At 71.0% G+C, this 23,018-nt stretch carries 18 protein-coding genes and 1 pseudogene; 17 read left to right on the forward strand and 2 right to left on the reverse strand.

Annotation, left to right across the window (positions count from 1 at the left end; all coding sequences use genetic code 11):
• Positions 1-69 precede the first annotated feature (69 nt).
• Positions 70-1,069: pseudogene (locus ACFYWQ_RS21125) on the forward strand (NADP-dependent oxidoreductase).
• A gap of 204 nt (positions 1,070-1,273) precedes the next feature.
• Here the strand turns inward: ACFYWQ_RS21125 and ACFYWQ_RS21130 are convergent.
• Complete coding sequence (locus ACFYWQ_RS21130) at positions 1,274-1,708, reverse strand: Rrf2 family transcriptional regulator (RefSeq protein WP_389518383.1); 435 nt, start codon at positions 1,706-1,708, stop codon at positions 1,274-1,276.
• A gap of 127 nt (positions 1,709-1,835) precedes the next feature.
• Between ACFYWQ_RS21130 and ACFYWQ_RS21135 the strand changes: the two genes are divergently transcribed.
• The 12 genes from ACFYWQ_RS21135 to ACFYWQ_RS21190 all read left to right on the forward strand — a co-directional run bounded on the left by ACFYWQ_RS21135 (position 1,836) and on the right by ACFYWQ_RS21190 (position 14,234).
• The gene (locus ACFYWQ_RS21135; RefSeq protein ID WP_389518384.1) at positions 1,836-2,591 is read left to right on the forward strand and encodes an SDR family NAD(P)-dependent oxidoreductase; all 756 of its coding nucleotides are present in this window, start codon (positions 1,836-1,838) and stop codon (positions 2,589-2,591) included.
• A gap of 889 nt (positions 2,592-3,480) precedes the next feature.
• Positions 3,481-3,678, forward strand: coding sequence for a hypothetical protein (locus tag ACFYWQ_RS21140; RefSeq protein ID WP_389518385.1), 198 nt, complete (start codon positions 3,481-3,483; stop codon positions 3,676-3,678).
• A 405-nt stretch (positions 3,679-4,083) separates the two neighbouring features.
• A complete protein-coding gene (locus tag ACFYWQ_RS21145; RefSeq protein WP_389518386.1) occupies positions 4,084-4,254 on the forward strand; it encodes a hypothetical protein in 171 nt (56 codons plus the stop codon).
• On the forward strand, positions 4,251-5,642 hold the full coding sequence (locus ACFYWQ_RS21150; RefSeq protein ID WP_389518387.1) for a protein-L-isoaspartate O-methyltransferase: 1,392 nt from the start codon (positions 4,251-4,253) through the stop codon (positions 5,640-5,642). The genes ACFYWQ_RS21145 and ACFYWQ_RS21150 overlap by 4 nt, the downstream gene beginning before the upstream one ends.
• Positions 5,639-5,926 (forward strand): hypothetical protein, encoded by a 288-nt coding sequence (locus tag ACFYWQ_RS21155; protein WP_389518388.1) that lies wholly within the window; start codon positions 5,639-5,641, stop codon positions 5,924-5,926. The genes ACFYWQ_RS21150 and ACFYWQ_RS21155 overlap by 4 nt, the downstream gene beginning before the upstream one ends.
• Positions 5,923-7,341 carry a phosphotransferase gene (locus tag ACFYWQ_RS21160; RefSeq protein WP_389518389.1) on the forward strand — a complete coding sequence of 473 codons (1,419 nt, stop codon included), beginning with the start codon at positions 5,923-5,925 and terminating at the stop codon, positions 7,339-7,341. Before ACFYWQ_RS21155 ends, ACFYWQ_RS21160 begins: the two co-directional genes overlap by 4 nt.
• Complete coding sequence (gene fxlM, locus ACFYWQ_RS21165; RefSeq protein ID WP_389518390.1) at positions 7,338-9,707, forward strand: methyltransferase, FxLD system; 2,370 nt, start codon at positions 7,338-7,340, stop codon at positions 9,705-9,707. The genes ACFYWQ_RS21160 and fxlM overlap by 4 nt, the downstream gene beginning before the upstream one ends.
• Positions 9,704-10,570: a hypothetical protein gene (locus ACFYWQ_RS21170; RefSeq protein ID WP_389518391.1), complete on the forward strand. Its 867-nt coding sequence runs from the start codon at positions 9,704-9,706 to the stop codon at positions 10,568-10,570. The genes fxlM and ACFYWQ_RS21170 overlap by 4 nt, the downstream gene beginning before the upstream one ends.
• Before the next feature lie 29 nt (positions 10,571-10,599).
• On the forward strand, positions 10,600-11,394 hold the full coding sequence (locus ACFYWQ_RS21175) for a PIG-L deacetylase family protein (RefSeq protein WP_389518392.1): 795 nt from the start codon (positions 10,600-10,602) through the stop codon (positions 11,392-11,394).
• Between the two features lie 436 nt (positions 11,395-11,830).
• On the forward strand, positions 11,831-11,971 hold the full coding sequence (locus ACFYWQ_RS21180) for a hypothetical protein (protein WP_389518393.1): 141 nt from the start codon (positions 11,831-11,833) through the stop codon (positions 11,969-11,971).
• 511 nt (positions 11,972-12,482) lie between these two features.
• A complete protein-coding gene (locus tag ACFYWQ_RS21185) occupies positions 12,483-12,866 on the forward strand; it encodes a hypothetical protein (RefSeq protein WP_389518394.1) in 384 nt (127 codons plus the stop codon).
• A gap of 360 nt (positions 12,867-13,226) precedes the next feature.
• Positions 13,227-14,234 (forward strand): MBL fold metallo-hydrolase, encoded by a 1,008-nt coding sequence (locus tag ACFYWQ_RS21190; RefSeq protein WP_389518395.1) that lies wholly within the window; start codon positions 13,227-13,229, stop codon positions 14,232-14,234.
• 527 nt (positions 14,235-14,761) lie between these two features.
• Here the strand turns inward: ACFYWQ_RS21190 and ACFYWQ_RS21195 are convergent.
• Complete coding sequence (locus ACFYWQ_RS21195; RefSeq protein WP_389518396.1) at positions 14,762-16,288, reverse strand: alpha-N-arabinofuranosidase; 1,527 nt, start codon at positions 16,286-16,288, stop codon at positions 14,762-14,764.
• A 627-nt stretch (positions 16,289-16,915) separates the two neighbouring features.
• On the opposite strand from ACFYWQ_RS21195, the gene ACFYWQ_RS21200 reads away from it, so the two are divergent.
• The 4 genes from ACFYWQ_RS21200 to ACFYWQ_RS21215 all read left to right on the forward strand — a co-directional run bounded on the left by ACFYWQ_RS21200 (position 16,916) and on the right by ACFYWQ_RS21215 (position 23,005).
• Positions 16,916-17,959: a LacI family DNA-binding transcriptional regulator gene (locus tag ACFYWQ_RS21200; protein ID WP_389518397.1), complete on the forward strand. Its 1,044-nt coding sequence runs from the start codon at positions 16,916-16,918 to the stop codon at positions 17,957-17,959.
• Positions 17,960-18,768: 809 nt separating this feature from the next.
• A complete protein-coding gene (locus ACFYWQ_RS21205) occupies positions 18,769-20,259 on the forward strand; it encodes a pyridoxal phosphate-dependent decarboxylase family protein (protein WP_389518398.1) in 1,491 nt (496 codons plus the stop codon).
• Positions 20,256-21,803 carry an alpha-N-arabinofuranosidase gene (locus tag ACFYWQ_RS21210; RefSeq protein ID WP_389518399.1) on the forward strand — a complete coding sequence of 516 codons (1,548 nt, stop codon included), beginning with the start codon at positions 20,256-20,258 and terminating at the stop codon, positions 21,801-21,803. Before ACFYWQ_RS21205 ends, ACFYWQ_RS21210 begins: the two co-directional genes overlap by 4 nt.
• Positions 21,800-23,005 (forward strand): GNAT family N-acetyltransferase, encoded by a 1,206-nt coding sequence (locus ACFYWQ_RS21215; protein WP_389518400.1) that lies wholly within the window; start codon positions 21,800-21,802, stop codon positions 23,003-23,005. The genes ACFYWQ_RS21210 and ACFYWQ_RS21215 overlap by 4 nt, the downstream gene beginning before the upstream one ends.
• Positions 23,006-23,018: the final 13 nt, after the last annotated feature.

A 23,018-nucleotide genomic window follows, 5' to 3' on the forward strand; every position in this document is an offset into this window, starting at 1 on the left:
CTTGGACGGCCAGGCCGTCGTGGGCCTTGACTGAAGGAGCAACGTTTCCCCAAGAAAGCGACGGGCGCGATGAAGGCGATCCAGTTCCACGAAGCGGGCGGGCCGGAAGTTTTTGCAGTATGACGAGGTGCCGGTTCCCGAGATCGGCCCGGGAGAGGTGCTCGTCCGGGTGCACGCGGCGGGCATCAACCCGCCGGACTGGTACCTGCGTGAGGGGATGAAGGTCATGCCGGCCGAGATGAGGCCGGCACTGGAGTTCCCCCTGATCCCCGGAACGGACATGTCGGGCGTGGTCCAGGCGGTCGCTCCGGACGTGCTGGGGTTCGCCGTCGGTGACGAGGTCTTCGGCATGCTGCGGTTCCCCGGTTTCGACGGCCGGACGTACGCCGAGTACGTGGCCGCGCCGGCTTCGGACCTCGCCCACAAGCCGGCCGGTATCGACCACGTGCAGGCGGCTGGGGCGCCGATGGCCGTGCTGACGGCCTGGCAGTACCTGGTTGATCTCGGCCACGACGTGCCGTCTCCTTTCACCGGCCAGGTGCACCAGCCGGTGCCGATCACGCCAGGGATGACCGTGCTGGTCAACGGGGCCGCCGGTGGAGTGGGCCACTTCGCGGTGCAGTTGGCGAAATGGAAGGGGGCACGCGTCATCGCGGTGGCCTCGGGCCGGCACCAGCAGTTCCTGCACAAGCTCGGCGCCGACGAGTTCATCGACTACACCAGGGCGCGGGCCGCGGAAGTGGTCAGCGGTGTCGACCTGCTGATCGACACCGTCGGTGGCCCGGACAGCTCACGTTTCCTGACCGTGCTCAAGCGCGGCGGCACCATGCTTCCGGTGTTCTTCGCCCAGTACGACCCGGAAGAGACGGCACGTCTGGGCATCACGGTCTCGAACATTCAGGTGCGTTCCAACGGCCCCCAGCTCGCCGAGATCGGGCACCTGTTCGACGAGGGCAAGCTCCAGGTCGGAGTGGACAGCACCTACCCGCTGCCGGAGGCGGGCAGCGCACACGTGCGAGCCGTGCAGGGCCACCTCCAAGGCAAGATCGTATTGACGGTGGTCTCGTGATCGCCGAATTCCAGCAGGCTGTGGCGCACCACTCCCACGCCCTGGAGGAGCCGAATGCGCCCGCCCGAGCCGGAAGCGGCCCTGACCCAGGACACGGTCGCTTACCGCAACGCCCTTTGGCGTGACTGGTTGCCAGGCTGTTCGCCGACCTGGGCACGGATGGGATCTTGGTGATGTCAGGGCGTAAGCGCCGTAACGGGGAGGCTAGCGAGGTGTCGCGAGTACGTCCCGGAGTACGTTCGCGAGCGTGACGCGGGCCAGCTCGTTCCTCAGGGTCTCCTCGATGCCGTCGTAGATGCCCTGCATCGCCGGCTGGATGCCGTGGCCCACCACGCATCCCTGGTCCGGGGTGGCGCGGTGCATCGCGAACAGCGGGCCGGGTTCCACTGCCTCGTACACGTCGAGCAGGGTCATCAACTCCAGCTCGCGCGCCAGCGACCAGCCCGCGCCCACGCCCCGCCGGGACTCCACGAGTCCGGCCCTGCGCAGCTCGCCGAGCAGCCGCCGGATCACCACGGGGTTGGTGTTCGCGCTGGCCGCGATCTGCTCGGAGGTGGCGACCTCATGACCCTGGCGCTGGTAGAGGCCGATCCAGGCCAGCGCATGGGCGGCAATGGTCAGCCTGCTGTTGGCACTCATGAACCCTCCTCCCGGACGCAACGCTCCATGCTACGACGGCACAGTCGTAACAGCTATGGTTGCAACGCACTGTCGTAACCATTAACGTTGCGACTATCGGCAAGGGTCAATCAACGAGGTGAGAAGAATGAGCAAGCCACTCACGGGCAAGGTCGCCCTGGTCACCGGGGGGTCGCGCGGACTGGGAGCCGCGACCGTACGACTGCTGGCCGAGCAGGGCGCCGACGTCGCCTTCACCTATGTCAGCTCCGAGAAGCAGGCGCAGGCTGTCGTGGACGAGGTGCGCGGCAAGGGAGCGAAGGCCGTCGCCTTCAAGTCCGACCAGGCGGACACGAGTCGGGCGCCGGCGCTGATCGACGACGTGGTCGCGCACTTCGGCGGCCTGGACATCCTCGTCAACAACGCGGCGATCTCGGTGGAGCAGGGCCGCACGGTGGACGACCCGGACGCCGACACCGCCGCACTGGACCGGATGCACGCCACCAACTACCTCGGCGTGATCGCCGTCATCCGGGCCGCCTCCCGAGTGCTGCGCGCGGGCGGCCGCATCATCACGGTGAGTTCCGGACTGGGCTCCCGGGTCGGCGCCCCGGGCCTTGCCGACTACTCGGCGACCAAGTCAGGGATCGAGAGGTACACCATGGGGGCCGCACGGGACCTCGGGCCCCGGAACATCACGGCCAACGTCGTGGAGGCCGGGCTGATGGAGGGCGGCATGGAAGGGCCGGACCCCGAGACCCTCAAGGCCCTGGTCAGCTCGCTGTCCCTGCAACGCATGGGTCGCCCCGAAGAAATCGCCGCGGCGATCGCCTTTCTGGCGAGCCCCGCCGCGTCGTACGTCACGGGCGCGGTGCTGGACGCCCACGGTGGCTACAACGCCTGAACCGGAACCCCTGCCGCGCGCCCCGAAGGACATCGCGCCTCCGGGGCGCGCACCGCCGACGACCCGCGCCCTCGTCGACGGCATCCCGCCCGTCGCCGGACGACCCGGCCGGCCTTTGCGGCGGCCCGGAGCGCCTCCTGGGCGACAAGGCAGACGACCCGAAGGCTGTGCGCGGTGAGCTGCTACGCCGCTGCATCCAAGTACGTCGCTGGCCGCACCGGCTCCGATGTCACCCGCCGCGGCAGCGACCGGGCCCCGAGGCTGTCTGGGCCCCCGCCAAGCTCCAGGACCTCCTGGACGAGTGGATCATCCGCTGGCAGCAGCGTTCGCACAAAGGTCTGTGCAGTCCAGATAGGGCGGGGCGGGAGGAGGCCCGCCGATCACCCCGTTCGGCGTCTTCAACCCCCTGGAAGAGGAAGGGAATCCGCTGTCGTAACTCCGTCAGCGGACTGGTCCGCCTCCGGAATGCCGATCGGCCCCGGGAAGGAATGGACCGATCGTCCTGACCGGGTCGAAGCTCTCGCTGTCAGCAAGAAGGTCTCGGCTGAGGACCGCAGTCACCTCGCGGCGTTCCCCGAGATCGTGGTGCCGGTGCACCTGATCCTCGCCCCGCCCACAGCCGGCCCTCGATCCCAAGAAGCTTTGTACGGCGACGACCGCCGAGCTGAGCCGACTGTTCGCACGGATCTGCACCGCCCTCGGAATCCAGGCCCCCAGTATCGCGAACGCGACTTCCTCGAGATCCAGGTCCTTTAAGGACATCGGCCGCCATGGTTCCCCCCACCACATGGCATCCCCGCAGATCGCCGGACCACTATCTGACAGATGCGCTTCGACAGGACAGCCGACAGGAAAGCCGGTCGAAGCGCTCACCCGTGGGGCTGACGAAGTGCCCCATCGGGGTCGCTCGGCGTCGGCTCTCTCCCACTCCAGCCCCGCCCAGCTCGGCGGCAGAGAGGACGACTTCGAGCAGGACCTGCGCGCGGCGCTCCTCACCTCCACGTCGTCCGGGCGCTTCGACGAGGTGATCCGCACCGAGGCGATCGTCGCCACCGGGCCGAAACCCAGCGGGACCCCGAGCCCGTAGCCAGGCGTTCCTCATCAGGCACCGCCACAGCGCCCGAGCGTCGGCGTTTCGGCCAATCGGCCAGCGAGCGTGTGCTCTTGCGCGGCAAGGGTCGGTGCACTGAGCACCTTCGGAGAACCGCTCGATCCCAGGGTGCACAACCCGTCCGAAAGAGCAGGCGTTCGACATCCCGGCGGCGTCGTTGAACACACCGGCGAACACATCGACACCGCCATCACGTCCACGAGGGGAGCGCATCGACGTAGATCGAACCAGGCAGCGACGGGGCCGGGAACCTGCCGAAGGCCGCGGCCGGCTCCCGAGGCACCCAGCCGCCCGATCAGGAGACGGCGAGCTGACCCACCAGTGCGAGTTCCCCGGCCCCGCCCACAGAACCGCCCCCACGTCGAAGGCGAGACGACGCTCATGCCACCCAGCTCTTCCGCGATCCGTAAGACCGTCGAGGCGCACATCGACCGCCACCCTGACCAGCGTGACGCCCTGGCCGGGCTGCTCGCAGCGCTGGACGGGCCCGTCGACGTGCCCGCCCGCACGACGCTGCCTGAGCACGTCACGGCACCCGCAGCGCTGTCGTGACCAGCCGCCGGCGCCGCGTCCTGCACATCTGGCACCGGGCCACCGACGGTCCCCTGCTCACCCCCGTCAGCCGCATCGAGCCCGACGAGCGCTCGCTGCTCGCCGCGGCGCTGCGCGAGGTGCCGGAGGCGGGCGGGGTCGTGCCGGGCGCCCTGATGCCCACCGTGGCTCTCCCGCCGTCTCAGTCCGCCGACGCCGCGTCCGGGGCCGCGGCCGCCCGGGCGGCGATGGTCGCCCGGCTCGAGGAGAGCGGAGAGTTGGGCCCCGGGCCGGTGCGTGCGGCCCTGCTCGCGCTGCCGCGCCAGATCCTGATGCCCCAGGCGTACGTGCGGCGCGGCGTCCCGGACGAGGACCCGCCGCGCTGGGATCTGCTGGACTGGTCCCGCCCGGCCGACCGGGACGAGCTGCTGGAGCGGCTGCACAGCGGGGACAGTGTCGCGATCCAGCACGACGGCGAGCCGATCGTCGGCCGCGCTGCCGGTCCGCGCCGCGGGGGCTCCATGACCGCGATGTCGAGCACGATGGGCATGACCGCGGACCTGCTTCGGCAGCTGGACCTGCGGCCCGGGCAGCGAGTGCTGGACGTCGGGACCGGCGCCGGGGTGACCGCGTCGGTGGCGTGCTTCGTGTGCGGCGACGCCGGCGTCGTCACCCTCGACATCGACCCGCACGTCACCGCGGGCGCCCGCGAGCGCCTGTCCGCACTCGGCTACCGGCCGACCGTTGCGACCGGAGACGGCACCTGGGGGTGGGCCGACGCGGCTCCCTACGACCGGATGTTCGTCTCCTTCGCCGTCCGCCGCGTGCCGAAGGCCCTGGTGGAGCAGCTGGCTCTGGGCGGGCGCGCCCTGATGACGCTCGGGACGTCGTCGCCGTCGTGGCCGGGCCTGGCCGTGATCGACAAACGGCCGGACGGGACCGTCGGGGCGGAGCTGCGCGCGGTCGAGTTCGGGCATCGCGCCGGTGCCGGCTTCGACCGGCTGTTCCTGTCCGCCGGGTTCCGCGCGACGATCACCACGGCCGAAGGGCGGACGCGGCGCAGCCGGCTGGCGCCGCCGGCGGACACGGCACGCGGGATGTGGCTGGCCCTGGACGCTCTGTACCCGGGGTCGGTGCGCCACTTCGGTGCCGAGGACCTGACGATCGGCGCGCCCCGGTGCGGGTCGTGGATGCGGGTGAGACCGGTCGGCTACCGCCGGTGGGACGTGACGACCTGCGGCCCCCGGGACATCTGGGCGGAGGTCCAGGATGTCGCCGCCCGCTGGCGGGCGGCCGGTGGACCGGCCGTGTACCAGCTCCGCTTCGACGCCGATGACGTCCAGCGTGCCACGAGCCCGAACGGCGCTCTGACCTGGCAACTCCCCCACGTCCCTGGAGATTCGCGATGACCCGCCCCGACCAGTCGGCCTCTGCGGTGGTTTCGGACGACGCCCTGTTCGGGTCCGAGGCCGCCGACCACGCCCGTTACCGTCCCGGCCTGCCGGACGCGGCGGTCCGCCTCCTGGCCGCCACCCAGCACGGCGTTCCCGACCCCGCCCTGCTCGCCGGCCGCCACCGCGAGTTCGAGGCCGAAGCGCTCCGGCTCCTCAAGGCCCCTGCCCGCGGCGGCGTCCTGAAGGAGGACGCGGTGTTCACCGTGCTGCTCGCGCGCCGCCCCGGCGGTGCCGCGTGACCGGCACCCGGCGGCATACCGAGCCGCTCGACGTTCACCTGATCGCCCTGCGCGACGGCACGGCGGGACCTGAGGTGCTGCTGTCCCGGCGGGCCGGTGACGTGTACGCGGCGGGCTGCTGGCATCTGGTCAGCGGGCATGTGGACGGTCCGTGGGAGGACATGGTCACGGCGCTGGTGCGCGAGACCCGGGAGGAGGCCGGCGTCGCGGTCGATCCGGCCGATGTCCGCGCGGCCGTCACCGTGCACCACCGCTCCCCCGCCGGCGGCGCCCGTCTCGGGGTGTTCTTCGAGGTGAGGCGCCGGCACGGCACCCCGCAGGTCGTGGCACCCCGGGTGTGCGACGCCCTGGGCTGGTTCCCGCTCGACGCGCTGCCGGAGCCGATGGCCGCGTACTGCCGGGCCGGGCTGGAGGCCTACCGGGCCGGCGCGCGGATGGCCGTGCACTTCCAGGAGTCCGGCGACCCGATCGCCCATGCCCCGGCTGCCGACCGACTGGTCCTGGTCCCCGACCGCACCGACTGCGGCACCGTCCCGGACGTTGCGGTGCGCGCCTTCACCGAGCGGGCGGTGGGCCGGATCATCACCTGGACGGATGTCTCCTGGGCCCGCGAGGAGAGCCGCGTATGGCGGGCGCGCGGCGCCGAGGGCGGCACCTGGTACGTCAAGATCCACCAGAACGCCCGCTTCCACCAGCGAGAAGCAGCCGCGCTCCGCGGCTATGTCGTCCGCCTCGGCGCGGCCGCGCCGAGGCTGGTGGCCGCCGACGCGGGGCTGCGGGCCGTGGTGCTCACCGCAGTGGGAGGCCGGTCCCTGCACGGTGCCGCCCACCCGCCCGAGCAGCAGCGCCGGATCTTCCACCGCATCGGGCGGCTCGCAGCCGCCATCCACCACAGCTCCCCACCCCGTCCGGCCGCCGCCGGCGCCCCGCCGCTGGGAAAGCTGGGGCGGCACCTGGACGGAGCCCGGCCCCACCTCGCGCCGGGGGACGAGGAGTTCGGCCGCGCCACGGCCGAGAGGGCCGCCGGCCTGCCCGCCCGGGAGGCGGTGCCCACGCACGGCGACTTCCAGCCCCGCAATCTGCGATGGGACGAAGCCGCCGACGCCCTGTACGTGATCGATTTCGAGAGATCGGAGGAAGGCCCGGCGGTACGGGACTTCGTGCGGCTGTCCGATGCCTGGCACGGCCGTCCGGACCTTCTGGAAGCCGTGATGGACGGCTACGGCCGCCCCTTCACCGCGGAGGAAGAGGCCCAGCTCACGGTCCTCTCCGTCCTGGACGCCGTCTCCGGCGTCTCCTACGGCGCCGCCCACGGCGATCCCGAGCTGGTGGAGCGCGGCCGGCGCACCCTGGCCCGGCTCCGCGCCGCACAACACCCTGGCCACCACCCCGCTACACGAGGAGCAGCACGGTGACGTACATCGCCCGCGATCAGTGGGAGCAGCACTACGGCGACGGCAAGGGATTCCGGCGGGTCGGTGAGCGCGAGCGGGATCTGCTCGCCGAGCACGCCCCTGCCCCCGACGGCGGGCGGGCGCTCGACGTGGGCTGCGGAACCGGCGAGATGTCCGTCTGTCTCGCCTCCCTCGGCTACACCGTGGACGCCGTCGACTTCGCCGCCAGTGCGATCGCCCGGGCCCGCGCGGAGCACGCCGACGTCGAGGGCGTGCGCTGGTTGCGGCTGGACATCGAGCGCGACGATCCGGCCCCGCTGCACGAGAAGGGGTACGACCTGGTCGTGCTGCGGCTGATGTACCCGTTCGTGAAGGACCGCCGTCGCCTCATGCACAGGCTGGGTGAGCGGCTGCGGGACGGCGGCGCTCTCGTCGTCATCACGCCGGTGGTGGAGAACACGCCTGCGGAGCGGCGCGGAATCGCCCTGGACGAGGACGAGATCGCCCTGGCCGCCGCCGGATGGGAGACGGTGGAGCGGCTGGACGCGGACGGTCTGGCCTTCCTGGTCCTGCGCGGGCCCTGCCACACCGACACCCGGACCGTCGAGAAGAGGCCGACCACCGGGCACGCCCTGACCGGGGCCCTCGCCGTCGTCACCGACGAAGCCGGGCGGGTCCTGCTCGGCCGGTCCCGGCACGGCATGCTCGATCTGCCCGGCGGCAAGACCACCGCATCGGAGGACTTCGCCGCCGCGGCGGTGCGTGAACTCGCCGAGGACACGGGCTTGGTCGCCGATCCGGCGGATGCGCACGTGGTGACGATGCTGGTCGACGACAGTCACGGCGTTCCGCGGCTCACGGCGGTCGTCCGTATCACCGCGTGGACGGGAACCCCGGCCAACCGGGAACCGGAGCTGTTCGACCGCTGGGAGTTCTACGACCTGCACGCTCTTGCCCGCGTCGGCGCCGTGTTCGTCCCGGCCGCGCAGGCGCTGGATGCCGTGTGGCCCGGAGTCGTTCCCGACCTGCCGCCCGTGGTCTCCTACCCCGTCGCCGTCGAGCAGCCGATGGTGCCGGGTGAGCCGGCCGAGGCGGTCCGGCTGCGTCAGGCGATGGCCGAGACGGTGATCGACGGCGGCTGGGCCCCGTCCGAGCCGGTCCGCGACGCGCTGCGGACCGTTCCGCGCCACCGCTTCGCCCCGGAAGCGGACCTCTCGGCCGCGTACGACGGCGGCGACCGGGCCGTGATCACCCGGCGCGACGAGGCCGGAGCGGCGCTCAGCTCGGTGTCCTCGGCGTGGCTCCAGGCCGACATGATCGAGAACCTGTGCCTGAAGCCGGGTGCGATCGTGTTCGAAGCGGGATCCGGCGGCTACAACGCCGAGCTGATCGCCCACGTCGCCGGACCCGACGGGCGCGTGGTCACCGTCGACATCGACCCGTGGGTCGTGCGCCGCACCCGCCGGTTCACCACGGAGGCCGGCAGCGGACGCGTCACCGTCGTCGAAGCCGACGCGGCCCTCGGCGCACCCGCCCACCTCGTGCCCCGCGGCGGCTTCGACGGCAGCGTGATCACCTACAGCTGCTGGGACATCGCCCCGGCCTGGCGGGAACAGCTGGCCGGGGGCGGACGCCTCGTCCTTCCGCTGGAGATCGGCGGCTACACCCGGGCGATCGCCTTCGAGCGGCGCGGCCAGGTGCTGCACGCCCGCCACTTCACCTACTGCGGCTTCGTCCGCGACCAGGGGCAGCAGGCCCGCGCCACCCCGGTCGTCTCCCTTCTCGACGGCGGCCTGACGCTCCGCTTCGACGACGGTGCCGCCGCCCCGACGGCGGGCCTGGAGGAGGCGCTGCGCGGGCCGCGGCACGAGGTCGCCACCGGTGTGGTCATGGGGGCGGGCGTCTTCTTCGGCTCACTGCAGCTGTACGCGGCCACCACCCTGCCCAGCTCCTGCCGACTGGCCGCCCACCAGGACCCGGACGAGGGTGTGACCGGCATCGCGAAGGACCGTGACGCACCCGCGATCGTCGGCGACGCTTCGCTCGCCTACTTGACCCACGTACAGACCCAGGACGGCGAACGCCCGGAGGACAAGGAGTGGGAGTGGGTCGTCCACGCCTTCGGCAAGCAGGGCCCACAGCTCGCCGAGCGGCTGGCGGCCACGGTCCGGGCCTGGGACCGCCACGTGCGCGCCGACGACAACAGCAAGCACGCCGACCCCGCCCTGACGGTCCACCCGGCCGGCACGCCCGACGATCTGCTGCCCGCCGGGGACGTCCTGGACAAGGAGCACTGCCGCCTGGTGTTCCGATGGCCGGGGCGTGACGCGCTGCTGCCCCGCCCCGTCGAGCGCCCCGGGGCCGGCGTCGTGACGGAGGGGGTGTGACGGTGGAACCGGCGGCACGCGAGACGGTGTTCACCGCGCCGAAGGAACACGACGACAGGGAGCGGATGCGGCGCGCGCACGCGGCCGCCGCGCAGCGGTTGCAGGTGTCCGCGTCGGGGCCGGAGGTGTGGGGATGGCAGGGCCGCACCCTCGGACGCCGGACCGGGGACGGCTGGCTCCGGGTCGTCGCCGCCGCGATGGACCGGGCCGGCGGCCGGCTGTGGGAAGGCACGGCGACCGCGGACACGCAGGTGCCGCGATCGGTACCGCGGCCGCGGCTGCGCGGCGTCCTCGACTGGACCGCGTCGGAAGTCGCCTACCGGGCCGAGCTCACCGAGTACGTGCCCGTCCCACCGGTCACCCTCGGCAGTCCCGCCCTCGCCCAGGACATCGCTCTGCCCGACGCCTGGTGGACGGACCTGAGGAACGCCCTGAGCACGCTCGCGACGGTGCCCACCGACCGGGAGTCCGTACGGCAGGGCTGGATCGACCGGAACTTCCGCCGTTTCCTCGGCATCGACGCCGTACGGATCCATGAGACGACGACCGGGCATGCCGATCTGCACTGGGCGAACCTCACCCGTGCGCCCCTGGTCATGCTCGACTGGGAAAACTGGGGGCGCCTCCCCGTCGGCTACGACCTCGGCCTTCTCCACGCGTACACCCTCGCCGCGCCCGCGACCGCCGCCCGCATCCGGCGCGAGTTCGCCCACGTCCTGAACACGGACGCCGGCCGAACCGGCGAACTCGTCGCGCTCGCCCAGCTCCTCCAGGCCTGCGCCAGAGGCGTCCACCCCACCCTCGCCCCGCTCATCGCCCGCCGGGCCGAAGAGCTCACCCACACCCCCGTCCCCACGCACTGACCGAACCGCCCCTGCCCGGAGGCACCCCCGTGACGCAACCGAGCGCACCCTCCGTCCTCGGAGTCTTCGCACACCCGGACGACGAATCCCTCCTCGCCGGCGGAGTTCTCGCCCTGCATGCCGCCGCGGGCGCCCGCACCGCGGTCGTCACCGCCACCTGGACGGCCGACAGCCACCGTGCCCCCGAACTCGCCGACGCCCTGACGGCCTTGAGCGCCGGCGCCCCGCGTCTGCTCGGCTACGCCGACGCGCGCAACCCCGACTCCGCACCCGGCGGTGCCGTACGCCTCGTCGACGCGCCCTTGGACGAGGCCGTCGGCCGCCTGGTCGTACACATCCGCCAGTTCCAGCCCGACATCGTGATCGGCCACGACGCCCTGGGCCAGCTGACCGGACACCCGGACCACAGGCGCACCCACCAGATCACCCTTCTCGCCGTCGAAGCCGCCGGACTGCCGCACCTGTACCCCGACGCCGGCGAGCCCTGGCACCCCTCGGCCTTCTACGCCGCAACCCACCCCCGGTCCGGGATCACTGACCTCGAGCCGCTGCTGAGCGAGGTCGGGAAAACCCTGCTGGCCGTACCCGATGAGTACGTGACCGCCGTCGTGGACGTGACGGCCTGGCTCGACCATAAATGGGCCGCCGTCTGCTCACACATCAGCCAACTCAGGGGCAGGCGACCGCTGCCCGCACTGCTGTCCCGTGCCGACGCCCAGAGGCGGGACAGCATCCTCGCCACCGAGTACTTCACCCGTCTCGGCCTCCCCTGCGGCGGCCCGGCCGCCTCAGGACTTACGGACAGCCCACCCCGACCTTGGTGAAGCCCCTTCGCGTGATGCCCCACCCAGTGTCATCGGCCCAACGGGCGCCTACGGACAAGGAGTTCCATGCGCAGCTCCTCCCGCCGCCCCGGCCAGACGGTCCCTCCCGCCACCCGGATCACACCTCATCCGGGGACACGGACCCGGACGTCGACGCAGCGGGTACGGCCATTGCGCTGAGGACCGGACGCCGCGAGTGCGAGAACATCGTGTACCAGGTGCAGGTGTCCCGGATGATCCGCATCTGTGCTCCTGCCGACACGAGACCCGGATCTCCGGCGGCCCGGCCGTCCTGTGGCTCGGCTTCCGCAGGGACGGGCTGACGTGGACCGGCCCCGGTGGCGAGCCGACGTGGTAGGCAACCTGGCCGACCCTGCGCCGCGGTTTCTGCCCGCTCCGTGGAACGCATCTCGTCTCCGTCGCCGACGACTCGGACATGATCATGGTCACCGGCTTCGGTCTCGACGACCGCAGCGGCACCGATCCCGTCGGACACTCCTTTCGCGAGGAGGCCGCACCGTGGATGACCGTCACCCTCGCTGACGGTCCGCTCGCTGCGCAGCCCGCCTCGCCATGACGCCTCGACACCGCCGCCGACCTCACCCGCGCCAGGGACGGGGGCGCCGAGGCGGCTCGCGGCTTCACCGCCGTGCGCTGCCCTTCGCGCTGGGCAGCATCTTGAGGGTGGCAGCCCGGGGCCGGGCCGGTTGGTTCCGGGCCGGTTGGTTCACGTACTGCGGAAGCCACGACTTTGTTCGCCGCGCGTCTTGTCGAGGTACCGAAAGCCATGTCAGGCTTACTGACATTCCGGGCCCGCCGAAGGGACCGGGAGCACGTCCGGCGCACCACCCCCTGCCGCCGCCGTACCGACACCGCCACGCCGCCATCCGCCGTCGCGTCGCTCGCGACGGTCATCTGCCCGGGATCGGCATCAGCCTCACTGCCCCCAGGCGGCCGCCCCCACCGGGAGCCGGCCGTTGAGCCTTTCGGTCGCCGTGCCCGCCCCGGTCCGGTCGCTTCGGCGGTCCGCGACTGCGGGCGACGGCGGCGCGGCCTCGAGACACACCCGCACACCCAAGGAATCAACGATGATCCCGTCCGACGACACGTCCTCCTCCGCCCCAAAGCCGCCATGCTCCGACCCCGCGTCCTGCGCCGGCACCACCCACGTGGGTTCCGGGCACCGGGCAGGGCCGACGTCCACCGCGCTGACCAGTGGCTTGATCGGAGGCGTCATCGGCGCGGTCATGAGCGCACTGGCCAACTACATCGTCGTCGGCATGCCCTCCGGCCCGGCGGCCAACGCAGCCCATCACGCCGTTTCCGGATTGATCAGCGGCTTCCTCGCCGGGTTCCTCGGCCTCCTGGCGTACCAGCGCAGAACGAGCCCGCGCGACAGCGGCGGCGCCTCCCGCGTCCTTCGTCCCGGCGGGCAGCCCCTCACGGCGCCGCCGGAAGCCCCCACCCGTTGAAGCAGTGATCTCCGCGACCGACCGCCAGAAGTCCTCACCTGTTGAAGCGGTGATCTCTGCGGCCGGCAGAGTCGCCCCCCTTCGGCCAGCGACTCCCGCCCTGCCCGACGGCAGCCCTCCCGCCTGCTCTCTGCCCCATCCTTCGTCACCACGACCGTGACGCCCCCGCCCCTCATTGGCCGCGGCAGTCGGCCGTGAACCCCCGTGGCCCCTCGACCGACCGTACCCGCCCCCCGCATCGTCCCCGCCGTCGACGACGGCCGTACGGAAAGAGCCGACATGTGTGCTGACCCGCCCCTCCACTCCGCACCGGCCGGACTGTCACCCGACGGCACGAGGACCGGAGCCGATGCGTCACCGGTGTCCAGGCGCCGGGTCGTACAGACGGGACTGGTCGTGGCCGGCGGGCTGACGGCGTCGGGCCTGTGGTCGGCGTCGCCTGCCGCGGCGGATACGGCGGCGGCCGTCGACTCCGGCGCCGACCGGCTCGTCATGCTGGGCGTCGACGGCGGGCCCACCGTCAATGTCGGGCACGCGAAACCCGCCCTGGCCCTGGTCGCCGGCGGCAGCGTCTACCTCGTGGACTGCGGGCTCGACACGGCCCGCCAGCTGGTCGCCTCGGGCCTGGGATTCGCGAACCTCGAGAACGTGTTCCTCACCCACCACCACGTCGACCACACGTCCGGTCTCCCCGACCTGGTCCTGCACGGCTGGACCTACGCGCGCAGCGCCCTCGGCGGACTCACCCTGTGGGGGCCGCCGGGCGTCAAGCAGAAGCTCACCGGACTCACGGCCATGTTCGGTCAGGACGTGCGGCTCTACGAAGCCGCCGGCGGCTTCGCCGACTATCCCACCTTGCGTGCGCACGATGTGAAGGTGCCGGGCTCCTCGGCGATCGTTCGGGTCATGGAGGACGACAACGTCGTAGTGGACGCGACCCGCGTCTTCCACGGCCCTGAGGTGAAGGACGCCTACGCCTACCGCTTCACCGTCAAGGCGAGCGGCAAGGTCGTCGTCTTCTCCGGTGACACCGCCGCGCCCGACGCCAACCTCATCCGGCTCGCGCACGACTGCGACGTCCTCGTGCACGAGGTGATGGACAGTTCGCTCATCGACCGGATCACCGCCTCGCTCCCGGAAGCCCAGGCGGAGGAACTGCGCACCCACATGCTCCAGGCGCACTCCGATGTGTCGGACCTCCCTCGGGTGGCGAAAGCCGCCGGTGCGCGACGACTCGTCCTCTGCCACTACACGCCGATTCCGCAGGCCCCTGCCGCGTTCTCCGCGAAGGCGCAGACGGCTGCCGACGCGATCGGCTACCGGGGTTCGATCATCGCCCCGTCGGATCTGGACGTCATCGCCCTCTGACCGCCGTCGTGAGTGCTCGTCACATCGTGGCCGCGCACCTCTGCGGCGACGACGAGCGGCCAGGCGTACTGCTCACGAGCGTTGGTGACACTCACGGATCTTGATCATGGCGAGGACCTCCGGTGTGGTGGGGCTGTCCAGGACTGCACCGCACCGGAGGTCCTCGTGCGACCAGCCGCCGCCTGCCGTGAACGGTCAGCCGGGCGTCACGGCGGGACGGCCGAGGGCGAGGCCGGCCTCGCCGACCGTTCCAGCGGCCAGGCGGTGGCGCACCCCACGAGGGGCACACGGGTCGGCACCTCGGCCGGCGGCCGCCCCAGCGGGCCGGGGACTCAGCCCTGCTCATCCCGCGGACGCCGGCAGTCCGTCGCCACCCGGACCTCCGGCGAAGGCCGCTCTGCACCAGCCGCATGCTAAGCGGCCCGCTCGATCACGGGCCCCGCACCGCACGAGACCGAGAAGCTGGAGATCCCGGTGCCGCCGGCGGCGGGCCTGTTGCGGGTTCCGGCGCCGATCGCGGCGACGGGTCAGCCGACGGGGCGCAACCGGATGACGTTCCAGGAGACGGCCGGCAACCGGACGACCAGGCGGCCGCCGTCGAGGGAGCCGGGCTCGGCGAGGTGCGGACGCACTCGGTCGGGCTGCTGCTCGGTGTTGACGGCGCGGACGTCGGGGTCGCTGAGTACCGAGTGCTCCACCAGTCGGTAGCCGGGGAAGGCACGCAGATCGACGGAGAGTTCGGTGGTGTCGCTGAGGTGCCGGTTGACGGCGAACACCGTCAGCTCGTCGCCGTCCTCGCCTTCCGCACCGGAGATGTGCGTGGCGACCGCGTCGATGACGGGCACCTCGCCCGACCGCTTGGTGTCGTACACCGGCGCGACGGGCTCGACCCGCAGGACGGTGCCGCGGGCGTGGCGGGCGGCCTGGGCGAAGGGGTGGAAGGTGGTCTGCCGCCAGCTGGGTCCGCCCGGTTCGCTGCGGATGGGTGCGATGACATTGACGAGCTGGGCGATGCAGGCCGCCGTGACGCGGTCGCTGTGCCGCAGCAGACTGATCAGCAGGCCGCCGACGACGACGGCGTCGGCGACGTTGTACTCGTCCTCGGTGACCCGCGGGGCCACCGCCCAGTCGGTCGGTACCTCCTCCTGCTGGAAGCGGGACAGGTACCAGACGTTCCACTCGTCGAAGGAGAGGTTGATCCGCTTCTTCTTGCGCAACTTGGCCCGGACGTGATCGGCGGTGGCGACGATGTCGTCGATGAACTGGTCTAGTTCGGCCCCGGAGGCCAGGAAGCTCGCCAGGTCACCGTCCCACTCCTCGTAGTAGGCGTGGCAGGAGATGTAGTCGACCTGGTCGTAGGCGTGTTCCAGGACGGTGGCCTCCCAGGATCCGAACGTGGGCATGGAGGAGCTGGAGCTGCCGCAGGCCACCAGTTCCAGACGGTTGTCGATCTGGCGCATGGCGCGGGCGGTCTCGGCGGCGAGGCGGCCGTACTCGGCGGCGGTCTTGTGGCCGGTCTGCCAGGGGCCGTCCATCTCGTTGCCCAGGCACCACATGCGGATGCCGAAGGGGTCCTTGGCGCCGTTGGCCCGCCGTTGGTCGGACAGGGCGGTGCCACCGGGGTGGTTGCAGTACTCCAGCAGGTCGAGGGCCTCGGCGACCCCGCGGGTGCCGAGGTTGACGGCCATCATCGGTTCGATGCCGGCCTTCTCGGTCCAGGTGCGGAACTCGTGCAGGCCGAAGGCGTTGGTCTCGGTGCTGTGCCAGGCGAGGTCGAGCCGCTGGGGACGCTCGTCCACCGGGCCGACGCTGTCCTCCCAGCGGAACCCGGAGACGAAGTTGCCGCCGGGGTAGCGCACGGTGGTCACGCCCATCTCGCGTACGAGGGCGAGGACATCGCGGCGCAGGCCGTCCTCGTCGGCCTGGGGGTGGCCGGGTTCGTAGATGCCGGTGTACACGCAGCGGCCCATGTGCTCGACGAGGGAACCGAAGAGGCGGGGGTTGACTTCGGCGACGCGGAAGGCGGGATCGACGGTCAGGGAGGCATGCAGCATGAGAAATCGCTCCGGGAGGTAGACGCAGCCGGCCGCGGGACGGCCGTGACAGGAGGGTGAGCGGATGTCTTGGCGGATGCTTCGAGTGCGGTTCGGCGACGGACGGAGTTCCGACGCGGCAGGCAGGGGCCACCCCGGCCCCGCCCGGGGGGCGTGCTTGTTGGGCGGCGGTTCGGCGCGGCACGGCGGGTGGCCTGCCGCCTCGGGGAGTCCTGGTGGCGGTCGGCTCGGAAACGGGAACCGCCGCGGACCACTGCGGCAGGGCGGCGGGTAGCGCCGCGGGGGCCCGGCAAGGATCCCGTAGGGGTTCGCGGTCCCGGCTCGGGCAGGAAGGCTGGGGCCGCCGGCGTCGGGTAGGTGGCAGGAAGAGAGGATCGAGGAGGTGTGAACGATTCCCGTGTCTGGTCCGGGCCGTCTCCTTCCGGCTGTGTGCATGCCTGCCGGGCCTCCCGGGCAACCCGCTTCCCCGGCCCGGGAAGGGGACGGTTCGCTGTGCCGGGAGAGCCGCTCTGTTAGGCTGTTTTGCAGCGCTGCAGAAGTGTGAACCAAGAAGTTGCCGCGCTGCAAGAGGTAACGCGGCAGTAACTCGACGACTCCGAATACCGGCATCCCAGGCGAAGGTGACACATGGGAAGACCCGTCACATTGCGCGATGTGGCCATCCGAGCGGGCGTTTCCAGCCGTACCGTCTCCAACGTGGTCAACGGCTACGCGCCGGTCGCCGAGGGCACCCGCGCCCGTGTCCAGCAGGCCGTCGACGAACTCGGCTACCGGCCGAACGTACTCGCCCGCAACCTCGCCGCCGGACGTTCCGGTCAGATCGCCGTGGTGGTGCCCTACCTGGACACCCCCTACTTCGCCGAGCTCCTGCAAGACATCATCCGTGCCGCTCGCGTGCGGGGCTACAACGTCCTGATCGACCAGACCGAAGGCGATCCGGAGCACGAGAAGAAGTTCCTCACCCAAGGCTCCCTCCACCTGCTCTTCGACGGCGTCATCTTCAGCCCGCTCGGCCTGGCCCAGTCCGACCTGTCCGTCCGCGACGCGAGTCTGCCGCTCATCGTGCTCGGCGAACGCGTCAGCGACGGCGGCTTCGACCACGTCGGCATCGACGACAGCGCCGCCTCCCGTGAAGCCACCGAGCACCTGCTCAGCCTCGGCCGACGCCGCGTCGCGGCGATCGGCGACCAGCCCTACCGCACCGGCGAGGCAGCCCAGTTGCGCACCCGCGGCTTCCGGCTCGCCCACGAACACGCGGGGCTGCCGGTCCACGAGGACTTGATCATCTCCACGCCGCGCTTCAACCGCGCCGACGGCGCCACCGCCATGGCCCACCTGCTCGACCGGGAGGAGCCGCCGGACGCCGTCTTCTGCTACAGCGACCTGGTGGCGCTCGGCGCCATGCACACGCTGGCCTCCCGGGGCCTGCGGGTTCCCGAGGACGTCGCCGTCGTCGGCTACGACGACATCGAGGACGGGCGGTACTCCAACCCCACCGTCACCACCATCTCGCCGGACAAGAAGATGATCGCCGAAACGGCGGTCGAGCGGCTCCTCCAGCGCATCGGCAGCACCACTCAGGTTCCCGGCCTGGAGATTCGCGCCCCGCACCGGCTCATCGCACGCCAGAGCACCGTGGGACGCCAGGCCGCGCAGGCCTCCGGCTCCTGACGCGCATCGCCTGCGCGGCCCGACGCCGCTCCCCCGACCCCTCCCGCCCCACCGCACTGTCTGCCGTGGTCAGCCGGCCGAGGGGTTCCACTTCACGACGCCGCCGACAGCAGGGGGATGGAGGCCTGCTCCGTCCCGACCCGAAGAGCCGGCCTCCGCACCGGCGTCGACCGACTTCTTGCAGCGCGGCAATTCCTCATCTAGGCTCATTGCAGCGCGGTAAAGCTGGCGCGCTGACTAGATGAGTCTGTTCCGTTCGCCTGTTCGTGATGGCGCACCGTTCACCTGCGACGGTGTTCTCTCCCGGACTCCGGGTGTACCGCCGGCCGGAGTCGGGCGGAGTGCCGCGGTGCGGCCACACCGGAGACCGGATCCCCGGGAGTGCTTTCGGGGAGAACCAGCAGGAGCCGCAGTAACGCCGACCACCGCTTCCGGCCCACTTCTTGCCGGCCGTCACCCGACCACAACCGCCCTCGCACGTTCGAGATGTCGAACGCTGTTCGCAGCGCAGCATTCCATCATTCCCGAACACGTCGGCCACTGCTGACCGCATCCATCTGCCCCGTATCCGCAATAAGGTGCGCTTCCGCGAGGAGACGGTCTTTTCGCGCCCGCATCCCATTTCCTCGTGCGGCATCACGCCCCTCAGGTGACTCCCGGATGCCGAACGAATTCTGAGCGTGTGCGCCGCACCGCCGTGGACTTCATGGCCACCCATGCCGATATCAGCTGCCAGCTGAACGGACAAGTCTGGAAGGACACAGCGGCAAGACCGGTAACGGTCCACGACGTCCGAAGGGATCTGTGCCATGAGCACTGAGGGCGGTCCGTCCCTCACGGAGGACGAATTCCGTCGACTGGCTCACGAGACGGCCGACTTAGTGGTCGACCATCTGACGAACATCCGTAACGGCCCCGTCTTCCGGGTCATGCCCGAAGCGGTCAGGACGCGGTTACGGACGCAGGAGTTGAGCGACGCCCCGGCTCCTGCCGCCGAACTGCTCAAGGACATCGACGAACTCGTGCTCCCCTACCCCATGGGCAACGGGCACCCGCGCTTCTTCGGTTGGGTCAACTCGGCACCCGCACCCATAGGTGTCCTCGCGGACATGCTCGCGGCGGCCCAGAATCCGAGCGCCGACGTGGGTGACATCGCGGCACTGCACGTGGAGACCGCTGTACTCGGGTGGTTCAAGGACCTGATGGGATTCCCGTCCGAAGCGGCCGGAATCCTCGTCAGCGGCGGAACGACGGCGACCATGACGGGCCTGGCCGCGGCCCGCCAGTGGGTCGCCGAGACCGACGGGTGGGACGTCCGGAGAGACGGCGTCGATCCTCCCGACGGCCGGCGTCTCGTCCTGTACACCTCCGAGGAGGCGCACAGTTCCGTCCGCAAGTCCGTCGAACTCCTGGGACTGGGCTCCTCGGCCCTGCGGACCGTCGCCGTCGACGACGGCTACCGTATGTGCCCCGAGGACCTGGTACGCCGGATCGAGCACGACATCGAAGCCGGAGAGCGACCCTTCTGCGTCGTCGCCACCGCCGGAACCGTCAACACCGGAGCGGTCGACCCACTCGACGCGATCGCGGACATCTGCCGGCGCCACCGGCTGTGGCTGCACGTCGACGGCGCGTACGGAGCCATCGCGAAAGCCACTCCCCGGACCGCGCCGAAGTTCGACGGACTGGAGCGCGCGGACTCCCTGAGCATGGACCCCCACAAATGGATGTCGGTGCCCATCGAGTGCGGGTGCGCGATGGTCAGGGACGGTGAACTGCTGCGCAGGACGTTCGCGTACGTACCGCCCTATCTCCAGACCGAGGAAGGGGTCGGGATCGGAGGTCCCGACTTCGCCGAGTTCGGTTTTCAGCAGACCCGCAGCTTCCGGGCGCTGAAACTCTGGGCCGTCATGCGGCAGATGGGCCGGAGCGGTTTGCGCGCCCTGATCGAGAATCATCTGACGCTCGCGCGGGAACTGGCTTCCCTGATCGCACACGATCCGCTTCTGCACCTGGCCGCACCGGTCGGTCTCTCCATCGTGGCCTTCCGGTACGTGCCCAGTGGAACAGCCCCTGAAGCGGGCTGGCTGGACGACCTCAACCGTGCCATCGAGGCGGCGGTGCAGACGGACGGACGTGTTTTTCTCACCAGTACCCGATTGCAGGGACGGGTGGTACTGCGGGCGTGTGTCCTGCATTACGGCACACGCTCGGAAGACATCGCCGAACTCGTATCCGTGGTTCGGGACATCGGAACCGACCTGGCCAAGCACCTCGACCCGGGAGAAACCCACGCATGACTGTCTGCGGTGTAGTCATCGAACCGAGTTTCACGATCGCGTCCGTCCCGCGCCATATGTTCGGGACGCTGGTGGAGCACATGGGACGCTGTATCTACGGCGGCATCTACGAACCCGGCCACGCGAAGTCCGACGCCGCCGGGTACCGGCAGGACGTGCTGGAGCTGACGCGGGAACTCGGCGTCACCATGGCCCGCTACCCGGGCGGCAACTTCGTCGCCAGCTTCGACTGGGAGGACAGCGTCGGCCCCGTCGCGGAGCGTCCGTCCCGGCTCGAACTGGCGTGGCGGCAGATCGAGCCGAACACGTTCGGGCTCAACGAGTTCATGGCGTGGGCGCGCCTGGCGAACGTCGAGCCCATGATGGTCACCAACTTCGGCACCCGGGACATCGCCGACGCGTGCAACCTGATCGAGTACACCAACTTCCCCGGCGGGACGAAGTACTCGGACCTGCGCATCTCCCACGGCGTACGCGAACCGTACGACATCAAGCTGTGGTGCCTGGGCAACGAACAGGACGGCCCCTGGCAGATCGCGCAGAAGTCGGCCGTCCAGTACGGGCTCGAGGCGGCCGAGGCGGCCAAGGCGATGAAACGCATCGACCCCACCATCGAGATCATCTCCTGTGCCAGCGCGTGGCGCTTCCTGCCCAGCCCGAACACCTGGCAGGCCACGGTACTGGAGCACTGCTACGAGTACGTCGACCACGTGTCGCTGCACGGGTACTTCGAACCCATCGACGGCGACCGGGCCGGATACCTCGCCTCCGGCCTGGTCGTCGAGGACATCATCGACGCCGCGGTGGCCACCTCCGACCACATCGGTGCCAAGCAGGGCTCCAAGAAGAAGCTGGGCGTGGCCTTCGACGAGTGGAACATCTGGTACGAGAGCCGGTTCGACCTGGACGAGCTCTACGCCAGGCGCAACCACACATGGGAGATCGCACCCCGGCTCATCGAGGACGCCTACACCACCGAGGACGCCATCGCGTTCGCCGGCCTGCTGATGAGCCTGATCAGGCGCAGCGACCGGGTCGCCTCCGCGTGCATGTCGGAGCTGGTCAACGTCATCGCGCCGATCCGCGCCGAGTCGGGCAGCGAGGCATGGCGCCAGACCACCTTCCACCCCTTCGCGCTGATGGCGCGGCACGCCCGCGGCGAGGTCCTGCGCATCGAGCCGAAGGTGGAGAAGGTGCACTCGGCCACCTACGGCGGCGTACCGGCCGTGGACGTACTGGCGACCCATGACCAGGAGAGCGGCGGCCTCGCCCTGTTCGCGGTGAACCGCGGGGACGAAGCGGCCACACTCGAGGTGGAACTGCGGGCCCTGCCGCGGATGGCCGTCGTCGAACACGTCGAACTCGGCGGTGACCGGCTCGACCTGATCAACACGGAGGCGGCCCCGGACCGGGTGACACCGCGGCCCAGCGCCGGGCACGAGATCGGCCAGGGTCAGCTGCGAGCACAACTGCCGCCGGCTTCCTGGACGATGATCCGCCTGCTGCCCGAGCAGCGGCAGGCCGACGCCGGGACGGTCCGATGACGGGCATCGAGTACCGGACGCTGTACGACCGCGCGGAACTCAGCGAGGCGTGCCGGGTGTTCTGGCGCACCATGGTCGGTCTGCCTCCGCTGGGAGACATCGACCCCGTGCCCGGCCTGGAGCCCGGCCGCTTCGTCGGTGCCTTCGCGGACGGCCGGATCGTCGGTGGCTCGGACTCGTACACGAGCTGGCTCACCGTCCCCGGTGGCAAGCGCGTCTCCGCCGCGGCCGTCACCCATGTCGGTGTGCTGCCCACGCACACCCGGCGCGGCATCATGCGCACCCTGATCACGGACCAGCTGGCGGACTTCGCCCGCCGCGGGGAAGCCGTCGCCACGCTCTGCCCGTCCGAGGCGGTGCTGTACGGACGATTCGGATTCGGGCCGGCGACGACACACGCCACGGCACGGGTGCACCGGTCGGTGGCCCGGCTCCGTGACGAAGTGCAGGCCGACGACCGCATCCGGCTGGTCGACCAGTACGACGCACGGGACGTGCTGTCCCGCATCTACGACACCGCCGGCTGGACCGGCTCCATCAAGCGGCCGGACGGCTGGTGGCTGCTGTGCCACCTCGTCCAGCAGGCCCAGCCGATCAAACCGTACCGGGCGGTCTACGGTCCTCCCGGAGCCGAGGAGGGCTTCGTCGACTACCGGCCCACCCATCCGGCCGAGTGGCTGCACGGACACGAACGGACCGTGGTCGTGGACGACTTCGTCGCGCACACGCCCGCCGCCCACGCGGGACTCCTGCGCCATCTGCTGTCCCTCGATCTCGTCGACGTCCTGGAGTTCGTCTCACTGCCTCCGGACGATCTGCTGCCCACCCTGTTCACCGACCTCAGGGCGGTGCGTGACAGGCAGCTGCACGACGAACTCTGGATCCGTCTCGTCGACGTGCCGGCGGCGCTCAGTTCCCGTGTGTACCGGCCCGGACACACCGTCGTCATCGACGTCTGCGATCCTCTGCTGCCCGCCAACAGCGGCCGCTACGAGGTCAGCGGTGCCGGCGCGGCCCGCACGCAGCGGCCGGCGGGTATCGCCGCCGACGTGGGGGCCCTGGCGCGGGTGTACCTCGGCGGAGCGAGGTGGCGGCACCTGGTGCGGGCCGGCCTGGCGGTGGAACTGGTTCCCGGTTCCGTCGAGGCGGCCGACGAGCTCTTCTCCACGACCGACGCGCCGTACTGCGGAACTCCTTTCTAGGAACGGGCGGTGC

It is taken from the genome of Streptomyces sp. NPDC003247 (assembly GCF_042888135.1).
GTDB lineage: Bacteria > Actinomycetota > Actinomycetes > Streptomycetales > Streptomycetaceae > Streptomyces.

What these genes read in the sequence shown, in the direction of transcription:
- ACFYWQ_RS21215 (WP_389518400.1), top strand. Translation starts at nt 21,800, where the DNA reads ATGACGGGCATCGAGTACCGGACGCTGTACGACCGCGCGGAACTCAGC.
- ACFYWQ_RS21185 (WP_389518394.1), top strand. Translation starts at nt 12,483, where the DNA reads ATGATCCCGTCCGACGACACGTCCTCCTCCGCCCCAAAGCCGCCATGC.
- ACFYWQ_RS21155 (WP_389518388.1), top strand. Translation starts at nt 5,639, where the DNA reads ATGACCCGCCCCGACCAGTCGGCCTCTGCGGTGGTTTCGGACGACGCC.
- ACFYWQ_RS21205 (WP_389518398.1), top strand. Translation starts at nt 18,769, where the DNA reads ATGAGCACTGAGGGCGGTCCGTCCCTCACGGAGGACGAATTCCGTCGA.
- ACFYWQ_RS21130 (WP_389518383.1), bottom strand. Translation starts at nt 1,708, where the DNA reads ATGAGTGCCAACAGCAGGCTGACCATTGCCGCCCATGCGCTGGCCTGG.
- ACFYWQ_RS21195 (WP_389518396.1), bottom strand. Translation starts at nt 16,288, where the DNA reads ATGCTGCATGCCTCCCTGACCGTCGATCCCGCCTTCCGCGTCGCCGAA.
- ACFYWQ_RS21145 (WP_389518386.1), top strand. Translation starts at nt 4,084, where the DNA reads ATGCCACCCAGCTCTTCCGCGATCCGTAAGACCGTCGAGGCGCACATC.
- ACFYWQ_RS21200 (WP_389518397.1), top strand. Translation starts at nt 16,916, where the DNA reads ATGGGAAGACCCGTCACATTGCGCGATGTGGCCATCCGAGCGGGCGTT.
- ACFYWQ_RS21135 (WP_389518384.1), top strand. Translation starts at nt 1,836, where the DNA reads ATGAGCAAGCCACTCACGGGCAAGGTCGCCCTGGTCACCGGGGGGTCG.
- ACFYWQ_RS21210 (WP_389518399.1), top strand. Translation starts at nt 20,256, where the DNA reads ATGACTGTCTGCGGTGTAGTCATCGAACCGAGTTTCACGATCGCGTCC.
- ACFYWQ_RS21180 (WP_389518393.1), top strand. Translation starts at nt 11,831, where the DNA reads ATGATCATGGTCACCGGCTTCGGTCTCGACGACCGCAGCGGCACCGAT.